Annotated in this window: 20 protein-coding genes; 12 read left to right on the top strand and 8 right to left on the bottom strand. The window is 52.4% G+C overall.

Translation table 11 applies throughout. From position 1 onward, the window contains the following. Positions 1-8 precede the first annotated feature (8 nt). Entirely contained in the window at positions 9-818 is an 810-nt protein-coding gene (locus tag ACTHTU_RS07400) for an alpha/beta hydrolase (RefSeq protein WP_440362180.1), read from the top strand. A 257-nt stretch (positions 819-1,075) separates the two neighbouring features. On the opposite strand, the gene ACTHTU_RS07395 is transcribed toward ACTHTU_RS07400, so the two are convergent. Together ACTHTU_RS07395 and rsmI are read right to left on the bottom strand one after the other, a co-directional pair. Further along, a complete protein-coding gene (locus tag ACTHTU_RS07395) occupies positions 1,076-1,696 on the bottom strand; it encodes a DUF1269 domain-containing protein (RefSeq protein WP_063076198.1) in 621 nt (206 codons plus the stop codon). Positions 1,697-1,912: 216 nt separating this feature from the next. Continuing rightward, complete coding sequence (rsmI, locus tag ACTHTU_RS07390) at positions 1,913-2,800, bottom strand: 16S rRNA (cytidine(1402)-2'-O)-methyltransferase (protein WP_440362179.1); 888 nt, start codon at positions 2,798-2,800, stop codon at positions 1,913-1,915. 65 nt (positions 2,801-2,865) lie between these two features. On the opposite strand from rsmI, the gene ACTHTU_RS07385 reads away from it, so the two are divergent. The 6 genes from ACTHTU_RS07385 (at position 2,866) to ACTHTU_RS07360 (ending at position 6,691) form a co-directional block, all read left to right on the top strand. Then, positions 2,866-3,213: a YraN family protein gene (locus ACTHTU_RS07385; protein ID WP_440362178.1), complete on the top strand. Its 348-nt coding sequence runs from the start codon at positions 2,866-2,868 to the stop codon at positions 3,211-3,213. Positions 3,214-3,217: 4 nt separating this feature from the next. After that, positions 3,218-3,811, top strand: coding sequence for a phosphoheptose isomerase (locus tag ACTHTU_RS07380; protein WP_003680645.1), 594 nt, complete (start codon positions 3,218-3,220; stop codon positions 3,809-3,811). 70 nt (positions 3,812-3,881) lie between these two features. Continuing rightward, complete coding sequence (locus ACTHTU_RS07375; RefSeq protein ID WP_039862284.1) at positions 3,882-4,493, top strand: BON domain-containing protein; 612 nt, start codon at positions 3,882-3,884, stop codon at positions 4,491-4,493. Between the two features lie 66 nt (positions 4,494-4,559). Beyond that, entirely contained in the window at positions 4,560-5,147 is a 588-nt protein-coding gene (locus tag ACTHTU_RS07370) for a hypothetical protein (protein ID WP_107867921.1), read from the top strand. A gap of 42 nt (positions 5,148-5,189) precedes the next feature. Next, positions 5,190-5,990, top strand: a complete 801-nt coding sequence (map, locus tag ACTHTU_RS07365; RefSeq protein WP_432760584.1) for a type I methionyl aminopeptidase — start codon at positions 5,190-5,192, stop codon at positions 5,988-5,990. Between the two features lie 404 nt (positions 5,991-6,394). Then, positions 6,395-6,691 (top strand): helix-turn-helix domain-containing protein, encoded by a 297-nt coding sequence (locus ACTHTU_RS07360; RefSeq protein WP_003680641.1) that lies wholly within the window; start codon positions 6,395-6,397, stop codon positions 6,689-6,691. Between the two features lie 94 nt (positions 6,692-6,785). On the opposite strand, the gene ACTHTU_RS07355 is transcribed toward ACTHTU_RS07360, so the two are convergent. The 3 genes from ACTHTU_RS07355 to ACTHTU_RS07345 are packed head-to-tail and all read right to left on the bottom strand — an operon-like array spanning position 6,786 to position 9,175. Next, positions 6,786-7,736, bottom strand: coding sequence for a YheT family hydrolase (locus ACTHTU_RS07355; protein ID WP_107867923.1), 951 nt, complete (start codon positions 7,734-7,736; stop codon positions 6,786-6,788). 12 nt (positions 7,737-7,748) lie between these two features. Further along, a complete protein-coding gene (locus ACTHTU_RS07350) occupies positions 7,749-8,375 on the bottom strand; it encodes a phosphatase PAP2 family protein (protein WP_070748568.1) in 627 nt (208 codons plus the stop codon). Continuing rightward, positions 8,375-9,175 carry a competence/damage-inducible protein A gene (locus ACTHTU_RS07345; protein WP_049330862.1) on the bottom strand — a complete coding sequence of 267 codons (801 nt, stop codon included), beginning with the start codon at positions 9,173-9,175 and terminating at the stop codon, positions 8,375-8,377. The genes ACTHTU_RS07350 and ACTHTU_RS07345 overlap by 1 nt, the downstream gene beginning before the upstream one ends. Before the next feature lie 110 nt (positions 9,176-9,285). Between ACTHTU_RS07345 and argG the strand changes: the two genes are divergently transcribed. From argG to ACTHTU_RS07320, 5 genes are all read left to right on the top strand, one after another. After that, positions 9,286-10,629 (top strand): argininosuccinate synthase, encoded by a 1,344-nt coding sequence (argG, locus tag ACTHTU_RS07340; RefSeq protein ID WP_070645264.1) that lies wholly within the window; start codon positions 9,286-9,288, stop codon positions 10,627-10,629. 42 nt (positions 10,630-10,671) lie between these two features. After that, entirely contained in the window at positions 10,672-10,887 is a 216-nt protein-coding gene (locus ACTHTU_RS07335) for a DUF4177 domain-containing protein (protein ID WP_003749376.1), read from the top strand. Then, on the top strand, positions 10,880-11,095 hold the full coding sequence (locus ACTHTU_RS07330; protein ID WP_440362177.1) for a hypothetical protein: 216 nt from the start codon (positions 10,880-10,882) through the stop codon (positions 11,093-11,095). Before ACTHTU_RS07335 ends, ACTHTU_RS07330 begins: the two co-directional genes overlap by 8 nt. A gap of 129 nt (positions 11,096-11,224) precedes the next feature. Beyond that, entirely contained in the window at positions 11,225-11,674 is a 450-nt protein-coding gene (locus ACTHTU_RS07325; protein ID WP_049330865.1) for a DUF3290 domain-containing protein, read from the top strand. Positions 11,675-11,688: 14 nt separating this feature from the next. Further along, a complete protein-coding gene (locus ACTHTU_RS07320) occupies positions 11,689-12,321 on the top strand; it encodes a DUF421 domain-containing protein (RefSeq protein ID WP_107724200.1) in 633 nt (210 codons plus the stop codon). Positions 12,322-12,393: 72 nt separating this feature from the next. On the opposite strand, the gene ACTHTU_RS07315 is transcribed toward ACTHTU_RS07320, so the two are convergent. The 3 genes from ACTHTU_RS07315 to ACTHTU_RS07305 form a co-directional block, all read right to left on the bottom strand. Continuing rightward, a complete protein-coding gene (locus tag ACTHTU_RS07315; RefSeq protein ID WP_314513853.1) occupies positions 12,394-12,765 on the bottom strand; it encodes a DUF488 domain-containing protein in 372 nt (123 codons plus the stop codon). Between the two features lie 63 nt (positions 12,766-12,828). Next, complete coding sequence (trpC, locus tag ACTHTU_RS07310; protein WP_440362176.1) at positions 12,829-13,611, bottom strand: indole-3-glycerol phosphate synthase TrpC; 783 nt, start codon at positions 13,609-13,611, stop codon at positions 12,829-12,831. 143 nt (positions 13,612-13,754) lie between these two features. Further along, positions 13,755-15,227, bottom strand: coding sequence for a malate:quinone oxidoreductase (locus ACTHTU_RS07305; RefSeq protein ID WP_440362175.1), 1,473 nt, complete (start codon positions 15,225-15,227; stop codon positions 13,755-13,757). Positions 15,228-15,307: the final 80 nt, after the last annotated feature.

Here is a 15,307-nt window from a genome sequence, read left to right as displayed (position 1 = left end):
ACCCCATCATGCCCATCCGCCCCAACTGGCAAACCGCCACCCTGCTGCAAGCCGAAGAAACCTCCATTACCTCCGCACACACCGGCCGTACCTACCGTATTCAAGCCGCTGCACTCGGCAAGCGTCCGGCAGGCGGCTATCCCGTGCTGTATATTCTTGACGGGGATGCCTTTTTCCCCGCCATCCTTAATATGGCGCAATCCCTGCTCATCAACCCCATCACCAAAAGCCATGCCGCCTGTCTGATTGTCGGCATCGGCTACACCGGCGGCACCATTCGCGACTTAAGCCAACGCGCCCTCGACTACACGCCGCCGCTGCCCGGCAACGCGCCCGAATCCGAACGCAAACAATACGGCCAAGCCGACCGCTTCAGCCGCTTTCTCGACGACGAACTCTCTGCCCTGCTCGACAGCAAATACCGCATCGATGCCCAAAACCAAGCCGTCTTCGGCCATTCATTCGGCGCACTGTACGGCCTCTATTCCCTGTTCACCCGCCCCGAACGATTCCGCCATTATTTACTGGTTTCGCCGTCTATCTGGTGGCAAGACCGCCGCGTACTCGATTGGCTGCCCGACACTTTGCCGCAAGGAATCGGCATCCGCCTCAGCGCAGGCGAACATGAGGGCAAAAACAACCGTCCCGACCAAACCAGCCGCGGCATGGTCGCACAAGCCAAAATCCTTGCCGGCACTTTGCACCACCTCGGCGCAGATGTCCGCTTTACCCTCTACCCCAACGCCAATCACGGCAACGCCCCGTTTTACGCCTTGACCGACTGCATCGAATATTTGCGCAACGCATGGCAGCGTTGAAGCAGGTTTGCCAAACATTGAGGCCGTCTGAAACGCAAACTTAGAAGCGTATTGAACCTATTGGATCGATCTAAAATCCAATTATAAAAAGGCCGAGACCTTTGCAATAACATAGGTTGAGACCTTTGCAAAGGTCTCGGGGCATGAAAAAGGGAGAGGCTACCTGAAAAATAGATTTTCAGGTAGCCTCAAACCGGTTTGGCATGCATCCGAAACGGAAAATTTGAGCGGTTACATACCTTGGGTTGGTGGCAGTGTTATTTCAACTTGGCTGCCAATTCGTCGAATTTTTGTTTGATGTCGGCCTTGAAGGCTTCCACTTTCTCTTTGCGTTCGGCTTTGCGCTGTTTTTTCCAAGCTTCGTGTGCCTGACGTGCCACTTCTTCCTGCGCTTCTATTGCTGCCAATACGTCCTGTTGGGCAACGACTGCATCTTGCCGGAGAATAACGGTTTTGAAACGGTGGAAGAAAGCATCCAATACAGCCTCGTCGGATTCTTGCGCCAAAATAATGATTGCAGTACTGCCGTTATCCAGTTTTTTGGCTGTATTTTCCAGCAACGCCCCCTCTTCCAATGTTTGGGCAGTACCTGCATCACTGCCGATGAGTGCGCCAGTAGCTCCACCCAACAGAACACCGATAGGACCGCCGAGAATGCCGACCAGTGAACCAATGAGGCCGCCCGTCCATGTGCCTTCGACCGTATTGGCGGTAAAGTCGGTGCTTTCTGCTGGGATAATCAGGTCATTTTCCTTTTTAACCAAAACGGCTTGTGCCACCAAAGTATCTGTTGTCTGCGAGTAAGCTTTCAATTCAGAAAAGGCTTGATAAGCTTCGCTGGAGATGTTGAATAAGGCAACGATGATGTTTTGTTTCATAAGTCCACTCCCGTAGATTGAAAGATTTAAGAACATACTAGTTGTATGCAGTGTCATTATAAATTGCAAGGGGGGGGAAGCAATGCGGCAAACAAAACTTTGCCTATATAAAGCCTGTAGAACCGGCAAACGGATAACGAACAATACCCAGCCTTGCCTGTAGGAAATCGTCGCATCGTTCACACCACAGGTTGAGAGAAATAAGCCTGCAAGACCTCAAGCGTCGTCTGAAATCCGTTTCCACTCCAACGCTAAATCGTACAAGGCTTTTTTGCTTTCGCCGGTAATCTTGGCGGCAAGCTCGGCGGCCTGTTTGGTCGGCAACTCGGCCGCAAGGATTTTCATGGTATTTTGTGCCGCCTCGGGCAAATCACTGTGTTTCTCTTTCACAGCAGGGTGCAACACCAGCACCATCTCGCCGCGCGTTTGGTTGCTGTCGTTTTTAAGGGCGGCTTGGATTTCGGCAACCGTGCCGCTGAGGAAGGTTTCAAACGTTTTGGTGATTTCGCGCGCCAAAGTCAAACGGCGTTCGGGGAACTGCGCGGCCATATCCGCAAGGCTTGCTTCGATACGGTGCGGCGTTTCAAACATCACAATCGGAAAATCGGCTTCCGCCCATTTGGCCAACAGCTTTTGACGTTCGCCGGTCTTAGGCGGCAGGAAACCGTTGAAGTAAAAATCGGATTCCGTCACCCCAGCCACGCTCAACGCCCCCATGACCGCGCTTGCGCCGACTACAGGCACCACTTTAAATCCGGCTTCGCGCACGCGGGTGGCAAGTTTCGCACCGGGATCGCAAACCGCAGGCGTGCCCGCATCCGAAACTTGGGCGACGCTCAGGCCGTCTGAAAGATAGGCGATAATTTTATCGGCCATTTGCTGCTCGTTGTGTTCGCGCACGCTCACGAGTTTGCCCTGAATGCCGTACGCACTCAAAAGCTGGGCGGTAACACGGGTGTCCTCGGCGCAGATAATGTCGGCCTTTTGCAGAACGGCCAGCGCGCGCAGCGTTATGTCGGCTAAATTGCCGATGGGTGTGGCGACAACGTATAATGTCTGTTTTTCGATGCTGTCGACGGCTTTTTGCAGGTGTTTTGTGTACATAGATTCAAGGCCGTCTGAAACGGCGTCTCTTTAAAAACAATGATTATATAACGGGTAAACTTTTCATGCGCTTAAACCACAAACAGGGGGCGGCGGCCGAAGATGCGGCACTGGCATTCCTGCTGGACAAAGGCTGCTCGCTGCTGGCGCGGAACTGGCATTGCGCCTACGGTGAAATCGATTTAATTGTCAAAAACGGCGGTATGATTGTGTTTGTTGAAGTAAAATACCGCAAAAACCGAGGTTTCGGTGGTGCCGCATACAGCATCTCGCCGTCCAAATTATTGAAATTGCAACGAAGTGTAGAGTATTATCTGCAAAAGTACGGGTTAAACCATGCGCCCTGCCGCTTGGATGCGGTACTGATTGAGGGCGACGGCCAACCCGAATGGATTCAAAATATTACAGGTTAACCTCATGACAACATTACAAGAACGCGTTTCCGCGCATTTTGCCGAGAGCATCCGCGCCAAGCAAGAAGCCGAAAAAGTACTGGTCGAGCCGACCGTACAGGCTGCCGAGCTGATGCTGCAATGCCTGATGAACGACGGCAAAATCCTGGCTTGCGGCAACGGCGGTTCGGCTGCCGACGCGCAACACTTCGCCGCCGAGATGACCGGCCGCTTTGAAAAAGAACGCATGGAATTGGCCGCTGTCGCGCTGACGACAGACACTTCCGCCCTGACCGCCATCGGTAACGACTACGGTTTCGACCATGTATTCAGCAAACAAGTGCGCGCGCTCGGACGCGCCGGCGACGTATTGGTCGGTATCTCCACCTCCGGCAATTCCGCCAACGTTATCGAAGCCATCAAAGCGGCACACGAACGCGACATGCACGTCATCGCCATGACCGGTCGCGACGGCGGAAAAATCGCCGCCATGCTCAAAGATACCGACGTTTTGCTCAACGTCCCTTATCCGCGCACTGCCCGCATTCAGGAAAACCATATTTTGCTGATTCACGCCATGTGCGACTGCATCGACTCCGTCCTGCTTGAAGGCATGTAACCCTTTCTTTTCAGACGACCCCCTTAAAGGCCGTCTGAACACCCAACCGTCCATACCCAAGGAAAAGGATATGAAGAATATCAAACGCTACGCCCTCCCCGTTCTGACTGCGACCCTTTTGAGCCTGAGTCTGAGCGGCTGCGTCGGCGCACTGATCGGCGGTGCTGCCGTCGGCACCAAATCCGCCGTCGATCGCCGCACCACAGGCGCGCAAACCGACGACAACGTTATGGCCCTGCGTGTCGAAACCACCGCACGCTCCTACCTGCGCCAAAACAACCAAGTCCAAGGCTACAAGCCCAAACTGAACGTTGTCGGCTACAACCGCCACCTGCTCCTGCTCGGCCAAGTGGCTACCGAAGGCGAAAAACAATTTGTTGAGCGCATTGCCCGTTCCGAACAAGCCGCAGAAGGCGTGTACAACTACATCACCGTTGCCTCACAAGCGCGTTCGCTCGGCGATGTGACCAACGATACTTGGGGCACATCCAAAGTCCGCGCCACCCTGTTGGGCCTCAGCCCGGCCACCCAAGCACGCGTCAAAATCGTGACTTACGGCAACGTGACCTATGTGATGGGCATCCTCACGCCTGACGAACAAGCCCGCGTGACCCAAAAAGTCAGCACGACCGTCGGCGTACAAAAAGTCGTGACCCTCTATCAAAACTACGTTGCCAACTGATTCACAGGCAACTCAGGCCGTCTGAATATTCAGACGGCCATTCCTCCAACAATTACCTGCCACATCATGTCCAAGAATAATAAAACCCCTTTCCAACTTAAGCCCAAACACCTAATCCGCGCCTTATTCCTTGTCAGCTTTATCGCCGTCGCAGCCCTTGTTGCCGGCGTATTCAGCACCCTAAACTCCAGTAAAACCGACGTACCCGAAAAAAGCCCTGCCGAACAAACCGACACACGCATTGAAGTTTGGCGCCCCAACGGCACTATCGAACTTGAAACCGTCCAACCCGCCCAAGAAGGCGACGCAAAAACCGCCTCCGGAAACCCTGTCGTCCCACAGGACGAAAAAGGCGAAAAAGCGGAAGAAGGTGTAAAAACCAACCGCCCCACTACACACCGCGGCAAACGCACAGAAAACAAACGCGCTGAAGCCGACAAATCAGAAAACACACAATCCGACAACAGCAGCCCTGCCGCTCAAAACACACCTCAAGCAGACAGCCAGCCGGTAGCAAACAAAGCCGCACAAGCAGCAGAAAACAAACCGGCAAAAGCCAAAGTCCCCGAGTCCAAACCGACTCCGAAAGCCGAGCCTGAGGCCAAACCACAAGCCAAACCGCGCAATAAAGACAATCTCGACAACCTGTTTTAAACAGACGGCACACCCGTCCCGTTCAGACGACCCCCATGCCGTCTGAAACAAGAAGGAAACCTCATGGACAAAGTCATCATCAAAACCCCCGAAGAAATCGAAAAAATGCGCGAACTCGGTCGCTTGGTCGCCGAAGCCCTCGACTACATCGGCCAATTCGTCAAACCCGGCATAACCACCAACGAAATCGACAAACTCGTTTACGACTACCACGTCAACGTTCAAGGCGGTTATCCAGCCCCCCTCAACTACGGCAACCCGCCCTACCCGAAATCCTGCTGTACCTCTGTCAACCACGTCATCTGCCACGGTATTCCCGATGACAAACCGCTGAAAGAAGGCGACATCGTCAACATCGACCTGACCATTAAAAAAGACGGCTTCCACGGCGACTCCAGCCGTATGTTTACCGTCGGCAAAGTCTCACCGATTGCCCAACGCCTGATCGACGTGACTCACGCCTCCATGATGGCGGGTATCGAAGCGGTCAAACCCGGCGCCACCCTCGGCGATGTCGGCTATGCCTGCCAACAGGTTGCCGAAAATGCCGGCTACTCCGTAGTACAAGAATTCTGCGGACACGGCATCGGCCGCGGTTTCCACGAAGCGCCGCAAGTGGTCCACTACGGCCGCAAAGGTGAGGGCCTCGTCCTCAAACCGGGCATGATTTTCACCATCGAGCCGATGATCAACCAAGGCAAACGCCATCTGCGCATCCTGAACGACGGTTGGACAGTGGTCACCAAAGACCGCTCACTCTCCGCCCAATGGGAACACGAAGTTTTGGTTACCGAGACCGGCTACGAAATCCTTACCATCAGCCCTGCCAGCGGTAAGCCTTAACCTTGAAAAAACCTTCAGGCCGTCTGAAAACATAGATTCAGACGGCCTAAAATTTATTCGCATTCTCAATCCAGAAAACCGAATAAAAACTCGAAATTAAGTTTTTACCCATATTGAATTGTTTAATTATGTAAAAATTTGCTTATGCCATATCTAAGATAAACGCATAATTTAATGATTTATATAACAAAATTTTACTGAAATAATGAATTAAGAAATATTTACACAAATTATGGCAGACAGCAGAAAACTTCTTTCGAATATACTGTCTAATTATCTAGATCAGCCATTTGCAATACGCCCACATATCACCCCAAAAAACAATAGGGAAAAGGATGCCGGCATTCTTGCAGACCTTTTTTATGCCTAATGGCATACACTAAATACCACAATAAGGAAGATTCATGAAATCGTTCGAAAAAATTGAAAATATCCGCGATATCCGTAAAAAACTCGGCCTGAACCAAATGGACTTCTGGAGTCGCATTGGTGTGACTCAATCCGGTGGTTCCCGTTACGAATCCGGCCGCAATATGCCTAAACCTGTACGCGAATTGCTGCGTTTGGTACACATCGAGCGCGTAGATTTAGCTAAAGTCAACCGTGACGACTTGGCCGTTGCTTCCCTGCTGAAAAACCGCGACCCTGAGTTGTACGCTTCTCTGAAAAAAGAAGCCAAAGCCGACAACAAAGGCAAATAATCAAGCCATTCAAAAAGCCGTCTGAAATTCGTTTTCAGACGGCCTTTTTACTTTCTGCACACTAAGGGCATGTCGCATACATGTCCTTTTTCATTTACGGCTGATACTGTTTGAAATAGTCCAACACCGTTTGCGGCAGCCATTGCAGATTCAGACGGCCCTGATCGCGGCTGACAAAGCCGACATGACCGCCGTATGCCGGTTGCAACAGCGTAACGGCCGAGGACACATCCCGCCCGGTCGGCAGGGCTTCCGGCGGCAGGAAGGGGTCGTTGACGGCATTAAGCAACAGCAACGGCGTATCCACGCCTTTCAGAAACGGTTTGCAGGAATTGCGGCGGTAGTAATCGTGGCGGTCGGCAAAACCGTGTAGCGGCGCGGTAAAGCGGTCGTCAAAATCGCCAAGCGTTTTGCAGTTTTGCTGGCTTAAGGCCGTCTGAAACCGGGGAATCGCCTGGGCTTTCGGCAACAGTGAATTCAAAAAATAGCGCGTGTAAATCAGTCGCGTCATGCCCTGATCAAAACGCGTACCTGCCGCTACGGCATCAACCGGTGCAGAAACGACGGCAGAAGCGCGCGGAACGGCATTGCTGCCCTGCTCGCCCAAATATTTGGCCAAAGCATTACCCCCCAAAGAAACGCCGACGGCGTAGATGATTGAATAGCGTCGGGCCAGCGTGTTGAGCATAAAGGCGATTTCAGTCGTATCGCCGAGGTGGTAAAACACGGGCGCGGTGTTTTCTATGCCGCCGCAACTGCGGAAATGGGCAACCACGCCATTCCAACCGCGCTGCTGTACGGCTTTCATCAACTCGACCGCGTAATGGCTCTCGCTGCTGCCTTCCAGTCCGTGGAACAAAACCACCAGCGGCGCATCAGGGTCGGCGCTGTCGACAAAATCGTAGGCAACTTGGGTTTTGCCGGTACTGTCGGGCAGAAGCTCGCGGCGGTAGTCGGGCGCTTTGCCTTGCAGCAACTTGGCAAACAGGGTGTCGGCATGGCCGTTTCTGAGCCAATAAGGCGTGTTGGGTGAACGTGTATTCATGATTCGTTTCTTCTATTTTTCAGACGGCCTGAAGATGAGCATATACACCAGCAAGGCAGTCAGCGTGCCGTTTGTCCAGCCTGCCCAAACGTCGGTGGGATAATGCACGCCCAAATAAATGCGCGAAAACCCGGTCAACAGGGCAAAGGAAATACCGCCTATCCAAGCGGCGCGGCGGTAGCGCGTGCGGCGGCAAAGCAATATCAGCATGACGGCAATGGCGGCGGAAAACGTACTGTGGCCGCTGGGGAAGGAAAAATTGCTCTCTTCAATCAGGCGCGGCCAAAGCAGCGGACGTTCGCGGGCAAACCATACCTTCACAATCAGCATGTTCAAAGTCGGCACCAATGCCGCCAACACGCAAAACAGTGCCTCGCGCTTCTTATCGGCAAAATACAGGGCTGCGGCGACTGCGCCGATCAGCGGCACGGCAATCGCGGTTTTGCCCAGATAGTGCAACACAGTGGCAATCGGGTCAAACCATGTTCCCGCGTGGGCATGGACGGCGTGCATCAGCGGCGGCTCAAAAGCAAAGCCGCCATATTGCGCCAGCCAAATGCCGATGATGAGGGTCGGCGGTAAAAACAGCAAAGAGGCAAAAGTCAGTGCGCGTCTGGATTGGGCCGGGGATAAGTGCATTATTCCACCGTTTCTTTCAAAGTCGCGCCAATCGCCTGCAAACCCTGCAACGCATCTTCCCACGCCACATCCAGCAAGCGGCAGGCCTCGCCTTCCGCTTTGATGCCGAACTCGATATGCGGCGGAGTATAACGGCCGTCTGAATCGGTACGGCCCACGGTAGGCAGGCTGTACGAACGGACGCCGGCGTAGGTACGCTCAAGATGTTCCATAATCGGCGTAATGCGTGATTCGGGTTGGTCGAACACATATACGCTACGGCTGCCGCGTTCGGTTTGGTTGAAGCGGTCGGCGTAATAAGTTTCCAATACCCATTCGGCCATCGGGTGCGCCATCACGGGGAAACCGGGGAAGAAATAATGCTCACGGATGGAAAATCCGGCGATGTTGTTAAACGGATTGGGCACCAATTCCGCGCCCTCGGGAAAATCCGCCATCTTCAGGCGTTGGGCGTGTTCCGGCGAATCGAGCGGCTCGCCGCGTTTCCGGGTCACGCCTTCGATAAACTTGGCGGCTTCAGGATGGCGGACGACAGGCAAATCCAAAGCGGCCGCTGCGGCTTGGCGTGTGTGGTCGTCAGGCGTAGAACCAATACCGCCGGTAACGAAAGTCGGCAGGCCGTCTGAAAAACTGCGGCGCAGTTGTTTGACCAGCAAATCGGGCTCGTCAGGCAGATATTGCACCTGATTGAGCTTCAGCCCGTGCGATTCCAATAAGGATTTAAAAAAGGCGAAATGCTTGTCTTGACGGCTGCCATGCAGGATTTCATCGCCGATGATAATGAGGTTAAAAGCGTTCATGATGAGGTTTCTTTAATACGGCCCTCCGAACATTCAGACGGCCTAATTGCTGACAATGTATTCCATTTATAAGATAATGGTTTCAACTTTTCAAGTCTGGAGGAATCCCAATGAGCCAAAACCATACCATTTTACAAAATCTCCCCATCGGTCAAAAAGTCGGCATCGCCTTCTCCGGCGGTCTTGATACCTCCGCCGCGCTGTTGTGGATGAAACTCAAAGGCGCGCTGCCTTATGCCTACACCGCTAACCTCGGTCAGCCCGACGAAGACGATTACAATGCCATTCCTAAAAAAGCGATGGAATACGGCGCAGAAAACGCCCGCTTAATCGACTGCCGCGCGCAGTTGGCACACGAAGGCATCGCCGCCATCCAATGCGGCGCGTTCCACGTTTCCACCGGCGGCATCGCCTACTTCAACACCACGCCTCTGGGTCGTGCCGTTACCGGCACCATGCTCGTTTCTGCCATGAAAGAAGATGATGTGAATATCTGGGGCGATGGCAGCACCTACAAAGGCAACGACATCGAGCGTTTCTACCGCTACGGCCTGTTGACCAACCCGGCGTTGAAAATCTACAAACCTTGGCTCGACCAACAATTTATCGACGAACTCGGCGGCCGTCACGAAATGAGCGAATTTCTGATTGCCAACGGCTTCAACTACAAAATGTCGGTTGAAAAAGCCTACTCTACCGACTCCAATATGCTGGGTGCCACCCACGAAGCCAAAGACTTGGAATTCCTCAACAGCGGCATCAAAATCGTTAAGCCCATCATGGGCGTTGCCTTCTGGGACGAAAGCGTCGAAGTCAAACCCGAAGAAGTCAGCGTGCGCTTTGAAGAAGGCGTGCCGGTTGCACTGAACGGCAAAGAATACGCCGATCCTGTCGAACTCTTCCTCGAAGCCAACCGCATCGGCGGCCGTCACGGCTTGGGCATGAGCGACCAAATCGAAAACCGCATCATCGAAGCCAAATCACGCGGCATTTACGAAGCCCCGGGAATGGCATTGTTCCACATCGCCTACGAGCGTTTGGTTACCGGCATCCACAACGAAGACACCATCGAACAATACCGCATTAACGGCCTGCGCCTCGGCCGCCTGCTCTACCAAGGCCGCTGGTTTGACAGCCAAGCGCTTATGTTGCGCGAAACCGCCCAACGCTGGGTTGCCAAAGCCATTACCGGCGAAGTCACCCTCGAACTGCGCCGCGGCAACGACTACTCGATTCTGAACACCGAATCGCCCAACCTGACCTACCAACCGGAACGCCTGAGTATGGAAAAAGTTGAAGACGCAGCGTTCACACCGCTCGACCGCATCGGCCAACTGACCATGCGCAACCTCGACATTACCGACACCCGCGCCAAACTGGGTATTTACTCACAAAGCGGTTTGTTGGCATTGGGCGAAGGCTCCGTATTACCGCAGTTGAATAATAAGGAGTAGAATCAGGGGGCTTTAAAGCCCCCTTATTTTTAAAGGAATAAAATGAAAGAATATAAGGCCGTCATTTATCAAGAGAACCTGCTTTCCAGTTTGGTTTTCGGCAGCGCCAAAATCAATCCGGTCAAATTCAGCGATTTCCTCAATAGCCACGCTTCGCAAGGCTGGAAGGTCGTTACCATGGAAAAAGACCAGCGCCGCATGCTGCTGTTTTTCGTGCGTGAAGCCTACGTCGTCATTTTGGAAAAAGAACGTGTTTAAACTCGGCGTCTATGCCTGTCTCGGATTGTTCGTCAGCTGGGTGTTTCTCTTGATTTTTCAACTTTGGTTTTCCTTCGTCGATGCCGATTTGTTTCTCAAAATCACCCTGACCATGGCAGGTCTTTTCATTATCATTATGGCCAGCTTACTGGTCATCGGCCAGTATTTTTCCGAAAAGAAAATGAAAGACGACGGATTTATCAACTGATACTACTTCGGGAAGCGCCATGTATGCTTTATCCGAAACCTTGACGCAACATCCTTGTTTAATAGACAAGGCCGTCTGAAATGTAAGTTTCAGACGGCCTTATTACCCTTCCCAAATTTATCAAATACCATGAAATTCTTTTCTCACTTTTATCTTGAAAACCATATGTATTTCAACGACTACTTGAAATACGTCCTGATTTTCGCCGCCCTCGTCATCCTCTTGCTCGCCGTATCGCAATACCTGCGCCACCGCATGGACACCAAATACCGCGACCTGAGCATTATTGCGCTGTTGTTGCTTATCCTCATCTGCGGCACGCAATATCTTTCATACAGCGAGCGTCAAAACTTTGCCGCCGATACTTCGCGCATGGTGGGTTTTCTCAATGCCTTGATTGAAAACCAAAAAGTTGAAAAACAAGACATCATCGTCAACAGCACTCGCCTGTTCAACGGCATGATTATCGGCATCAAAAACCAATACTACGAAGTCCATTTCAATCAAGACTTCTCCGCCTACACGCTGACGCCCATCAATTTGGTCAACAACAATATCGAACTCATCGATAAAGAATAACAGGATACACACACATGGAAGCATACTCCCTGCTCGCCCTCAAACTACTGATGGGTATTTTAGGTTTGATTTTGCAAATCAACCTCTTAGGTAAAGGCAACCTCGCGCCGACCTCCGCCATGGACCAAGTGCAAAACTATGTACTCGGCGGCATCATCGGCGGCGTGATTTACAGCGACAGCGTCGGCCTGTTGCAATTTTTCCTCGTGCTGATTTTGTGGACGCTGTTGGTCTTGAGCCTGAAATTCATCAAAAACCACAACCGCTGGGTCAAATCCATCATTGACGGCAAATCCGTCTGGGTTATCGTCAACGGCAAAATCCAAACCGATGAATGCATGAAAAACGGCATCAGCGCACACGACCTCATGTTCAAACTCCGCGCCGCCGGCATCTACGAAATCTCTGCCGTCAAACGTGCCGTGATGGAACAAAACGGCCAGCTCGCCGTCATTAAGTACGGCGACGAAAGCCTGCGCTATCCGCTGATTACAGACGGCCAAGTCGACCCCGACATCCTCGAAATCATTAAGCGTGATGAAGAATGGCTGCAACAGGAACTCGACCACCTCCACCTTGAAGCCTCGCAAGTCTATATCGGCGAATACATAGACGGAAAATTGGTGGCACACCGTTATCCTTCTTGATTTGAAAATAGCAGGCCGTCTGAAACCTTAATTTCAGACGGCCTTTTTGTATTCAGCCCAAACACTGATTTTTTAATCGCGATATTCAAACGTTGTGCCCAAAAATTGAGCCAGTGCGGAGATGTGGGAATGTCGAGGGTCTTTGACGGCGGTCAGCAATAAAATATTGCCGTGCTGTTTTTCCAAATCCAGCAGCCGCTTGATAGCGGCCTGCTCGGCATCGCCTTGCAGCTCTTCGTGATAACGGCTGACAAAACCGTCAAAATTCTCAGCCGGATTTTCATGATACCAGCGGCGCAGGTTTGCACTGGGCGTAATGTCTTTGAGCCAAATCGCCGTAGCGAAAACTTCTTTATGGACGCCGCGCGGATAAAGGCGGTCGATAAAGACGGCGGTCTGTTCGGGATTCGGCTGATAAGCATAAATGCGTTGTACGGTAAACATTTTTTCTCGTCTCCAATGGATTCAGGCCGTCTGAAAATTCAGACGGCCTGATATTTTTTAGGTTTAGAACAGTTTTTTGACTTCGGCTTCGATATCTTCGGCACGCATAAAGGTTTCGCCGATCAGGAAAGTATGCACGCCGTGGCCGCGCATGAAATCGACATCTTCTTTGTTGCGGATGCCGCTTTCGGTTACAACGGTTTTACCGTTCAATTCAGGCAAGAGGTCGAGGGTTTGTTGCAGGGTCACTTCAAACGTACGCAGGTTGCGGTTGTTGACGCCCCACAACGACGTGGTCATGTTGCGGCATTTTTCCAGCTCGGACGCATCGTGCAACTCCAACAATACAGTCATGCCCAATTCGTGGGCAACGGCTTCAAAACGCTCAAGCTGCCCGGCTTCCAATGCGGCGGCAATCAGAAGAACCGCATCCGCACCCCACGCGCGCGCCTGATAGATTTGGTATTCGTCGATGATGAAATCTTTACGCAAGACCGGCAGCGCCACGGCCGCACGCGCCTGTTTCAAATACTCGGGCGAGCCTTGGAAATAAGGTTCGTCCGTCAACACGGACAAACAGGCCGCGCCGGCTTTTTCATAGGCAACGGCGATTTCGGCAGGATGAAAATCAGGACGGATCAGGCCTTTGCTCGGGCTGGCTTTTTTGACTTCGGCAATAATAGCAGGCAGATTCTGCGCGTGTTTTTCACGGATTGAGCCGATAAAGCTGCGAACCGGCGCGGCTGCCTGCGCTTGGGCTTTGATGTCTTCCAAGGAAACGGCGGCTTTTTGGGCGGCCACTTCTTCTGCTTTGGTGGCAAGGATTTTGTTGAGAATATCGGTCATGGCGTTTTTCTATTGGGGCTGATTTTCGGGTTTGAGTCGTGCAACATGCTGCTGCAGATTAGATTTCAGACGGCCTGAATGCCGCTATTTTAATGGTTTGAAAAAAGGCGGGCAAGAATGCCCGCCTTTGTGTCTGCTTCAATTTAGTGATGAATGCCCAAAACGGACGCGTTGTGACTGATGATTTCGTCCGCCAAAGACGGATTGTCGTTCAGCTTGATGCCGTAGCCGGGCACCAATTCTTTCAGACGGCCTGACCATGATTCGGCATGACCTGGGAAGCATTGGTTGATCAGCTTAATCATCAAAGGTACGGCGGTTGATGCACCTGGGGACGCGCCCAGCAATGCGGCCAGCGAGCCGTCGGCATGGGCGACGATTTCGGTACCAAATTGGAGTACGCCGCCTTTTTTCGGGTCTTTTTTGATGATTTGCACACGCTGACCGGCGGTAATCAGTTCCCAATCGTCAGGGTTGGCTTCCGGATAATACTCTAAGAGCGAAGTGAAGCGTTCTTCTTTGGTTTTACGCAATTCGCCCAAGAGGTATTTGGTCAGCGGCATATTAGCCCAACCGGCGCGGAGCATGGGGTAGAGGTTGTCCATGTGGATGGACATCGGCAAATCCATGAGCGAGCCTTGTTTGAGGAAGTTAGGGCGGAAGCCTGCATACGGGCCGAACATCAAATGGCGTTGGCCGTCCACGTTGCGGGTATCCAAATGCGGAACGGACATAGGGGGCGCTCCGACGGAGGCTTGGCCGTATACTTTGGCGTTGTGTTGCGCGGCCGTTTCGGGATTGCTGTTGCGGAAGAAGAGGCCGGAAACCGGAAAGCCGCCGTAGCCTTTGCCTTCGGGGATACCGGATTTTTGCAGCAGGGTCAGTGCGCCGCCGCCTGCGCCGAGGAAGACGAAACGGGTGCGGAGTGTCAACGGGTCGTCATCCTCTTTGGTGCTGCTGGTTTTCAGCACCCATGCGCCGTCCGATTCGCGGTTGAGGTCGTCGACATGGCGGTTGAATTTGATTTTTACGCCTTTGTCGCTCAAGTATTTGACCATCTGGCGGGTCAGGCTGCCGAAATCGACGTCTGTGCCTTCGGCGGAGTAGTTGGCGGCGATGGATTGGTTTTCATCACGGCCGTTGACAACCAGCGGCGCCCATTCGGCAATTTTGGCGCGGTCGGTAGAAAACTCCATTTTTTCAAAGAGTTTTTGGTTTTTGAACACGTCGAAACGTTTTTGCAGATAACTGCAATGGTCGGCGTTCATCACCAGCGACATATGGGGGACGGAATTGATGAAAGTGCGGTCGGTCAGTTTGCCTTCTTCGACCAAAGTCGCCCAAAATTGGCGGCTGATATGGAATTGTTCGGCAATATTGAGGGCGCGGGTCGGATCGATCGTGCCGTCAGCAGTCAGGGGCGCATAGTTCAATTCACACAGCGCAGAGTGTCCCGTACCGGCATTATTCCATGCATTTGATGATTCCAACGCTACATCTTCCAAGCGTTCGATCAGGGTGATTTCCCAAGATGGTTCGAGTTCTTTGAGCAATACGCCCAAAGTGGCGCTCATAATGCCGCCGCCTACTAATACGACATCGGTTGCTTCAGCCATGGTTTTACTCCTACTAAAGTCAGGCATGGTTTGCCTTGTGGTTATCTATCATTATAAACAACTGATTTCATAGGAATTGT

The sequence above is a fragment of the Neisseria sp. P0020.S005 genome (assembly GCF_051957055.1).
In the GTDB taxonomy this organism is placed as follows: domain Bacteria; phylum Pseudomonadota; class Gammaproteobacteria; order Burkholderiales; family Neisseriaceae; genus Neisseria; species Neisseria subflava_A.
The sequence above is the reverse complement of the archived record's forward strand: the minus strand, read 5'-3'. Positions and strand labels throughout refer to the sequence as shown.

Excerpts from the sequence above, each read along its gene's own strand:
- ACTHTU_RS07400 (WP_440362180.1), top strand. The coding sequence starts at position 9 with ATGCCCATCCGCCCCAACTGGCAAACCGCCACCCTGCTGCAAGCCGAA.
- ACTHTU_RS07395 (WP_063076198.1), bottom strand. The coding sequence starts at position 1,696 with ATGAAACAAAACATCATCGTTGCCTTATTCAACATCTCCAGCGAAGCT.
- rsmI (WP_440362179.1), bottom strand. The coding sequence starts at position 2,800 with ATGTACACAAAACACCTGCAAAAAGCCGTCGACAGCATCGAAAAACAG.
- ACTHTU_RS07385 (WP_440362178.1), top strand. The coding sequence starts at position 2,866 with ATGCGCTTAAACCACAAACAGGGGGCGGCGGCCGAAGATGCGGCACTG.
- ACTHTU_RS07380 (WP_003680645.1), top strand. The coding sequence starts at position 3,218 with ATGACAACATTACAAGAACGCGTTTCCGCGCATTTTGCCGAGAGCATC.
- ACTHTU_RS07375 (WP_039862284.1), top strand. The coding sequence starts at position 3,882 with ATGAAGAATATCAAACGCTACGCCCTCCCCGTTCTGACTGCGACCCTT.
- ACTHTU_RS07370 (WP_107867921.1), top strand. The coding sequence starts at position 4,560 with ATGTCCAAGAATAATAAAACCCCTTTCCAACTTAAGCCCAAACACCTA.
- ACTHTU_RS07360 (WP_003680641.1), top strand. The coding sequence starts at position 6,395 with ATGAAATCGTTCGAAAAAATTGAAAATATCCGCGATATCCGTAAAAAA.
- ACTHTU_RS07355 (WP_107867923.1), bottom strand. The coding sequence starts at position 7,736 with ATGAATACACGTTCACCCAACACGCCTTATTGGCTCAGAAACGGCCAT.
- ACTHTU_RS07350 (WP_070748568.1), bottom strand. The coding sequence starts at position 8,375 with ATGCACTTATCCCCGGCCCAATCCAGACGCGCACTGACTTTTGCCTCT.
- ACTHTU_RS07345 (WP_049330862.1), bottom strand. The coding sequence starts at position 9,175 with ATGAACGCTTTTAACCTCATTATCATCGGCGATGAAATCCTGCATGGC.
- argG (WP_070645264.1), top strand. The coding sequence starts at position 9,286 with ATGAGCCAAAACCATACCATTTTACAAAATCTCCCCATCGGTCAAAAA.
- ACTHTU_RS07335 (WP_003749376.1), top strand. The coding sequence starts at position 10,672 with ATGAAAGAATATAAGGCCGTCATTTATCAAGAGAACCTGCTTTCCAGT.
- ACTHTU_RS07325 (WP_049330865.1), top strand. The coding sequence starts at position 11,225 with ATGAAATTCTTTTCTCACTTTTATCTTGAAAACCATATGTATTTCAAC.
- ACTHTU_RS07320 (WP_107724200.1), top strand. The coding sequence starts at position 11,689 with ATGGAAGCATACTCCCTGCTCGCCCTCAAACTACTGATGGGTATTTTA.
- ACTHTU_RS07315 (WP_314513853.1), bottom strand. The coding sequence starts at position 12,765 with ATGTTTACCGTACAACGCATTTATGCTTATCAGCCGAATCCCGAACAG.
- trpC (WP_440362176.1), bottom strand. The coding sequence starts at position 13,611 with ATGACCGATATTCTCAACAAAATCCTTGCCACCAAAGCAGAAGAAGTG.
- ACTHTU_RS07305 (WP_440362175.1), bottom strand. The coding sequence starts at position 15,227 with ATGGCTGAAGCAACCGATGTCGTATTAGTAGGCGGCGGCATTATGAGC.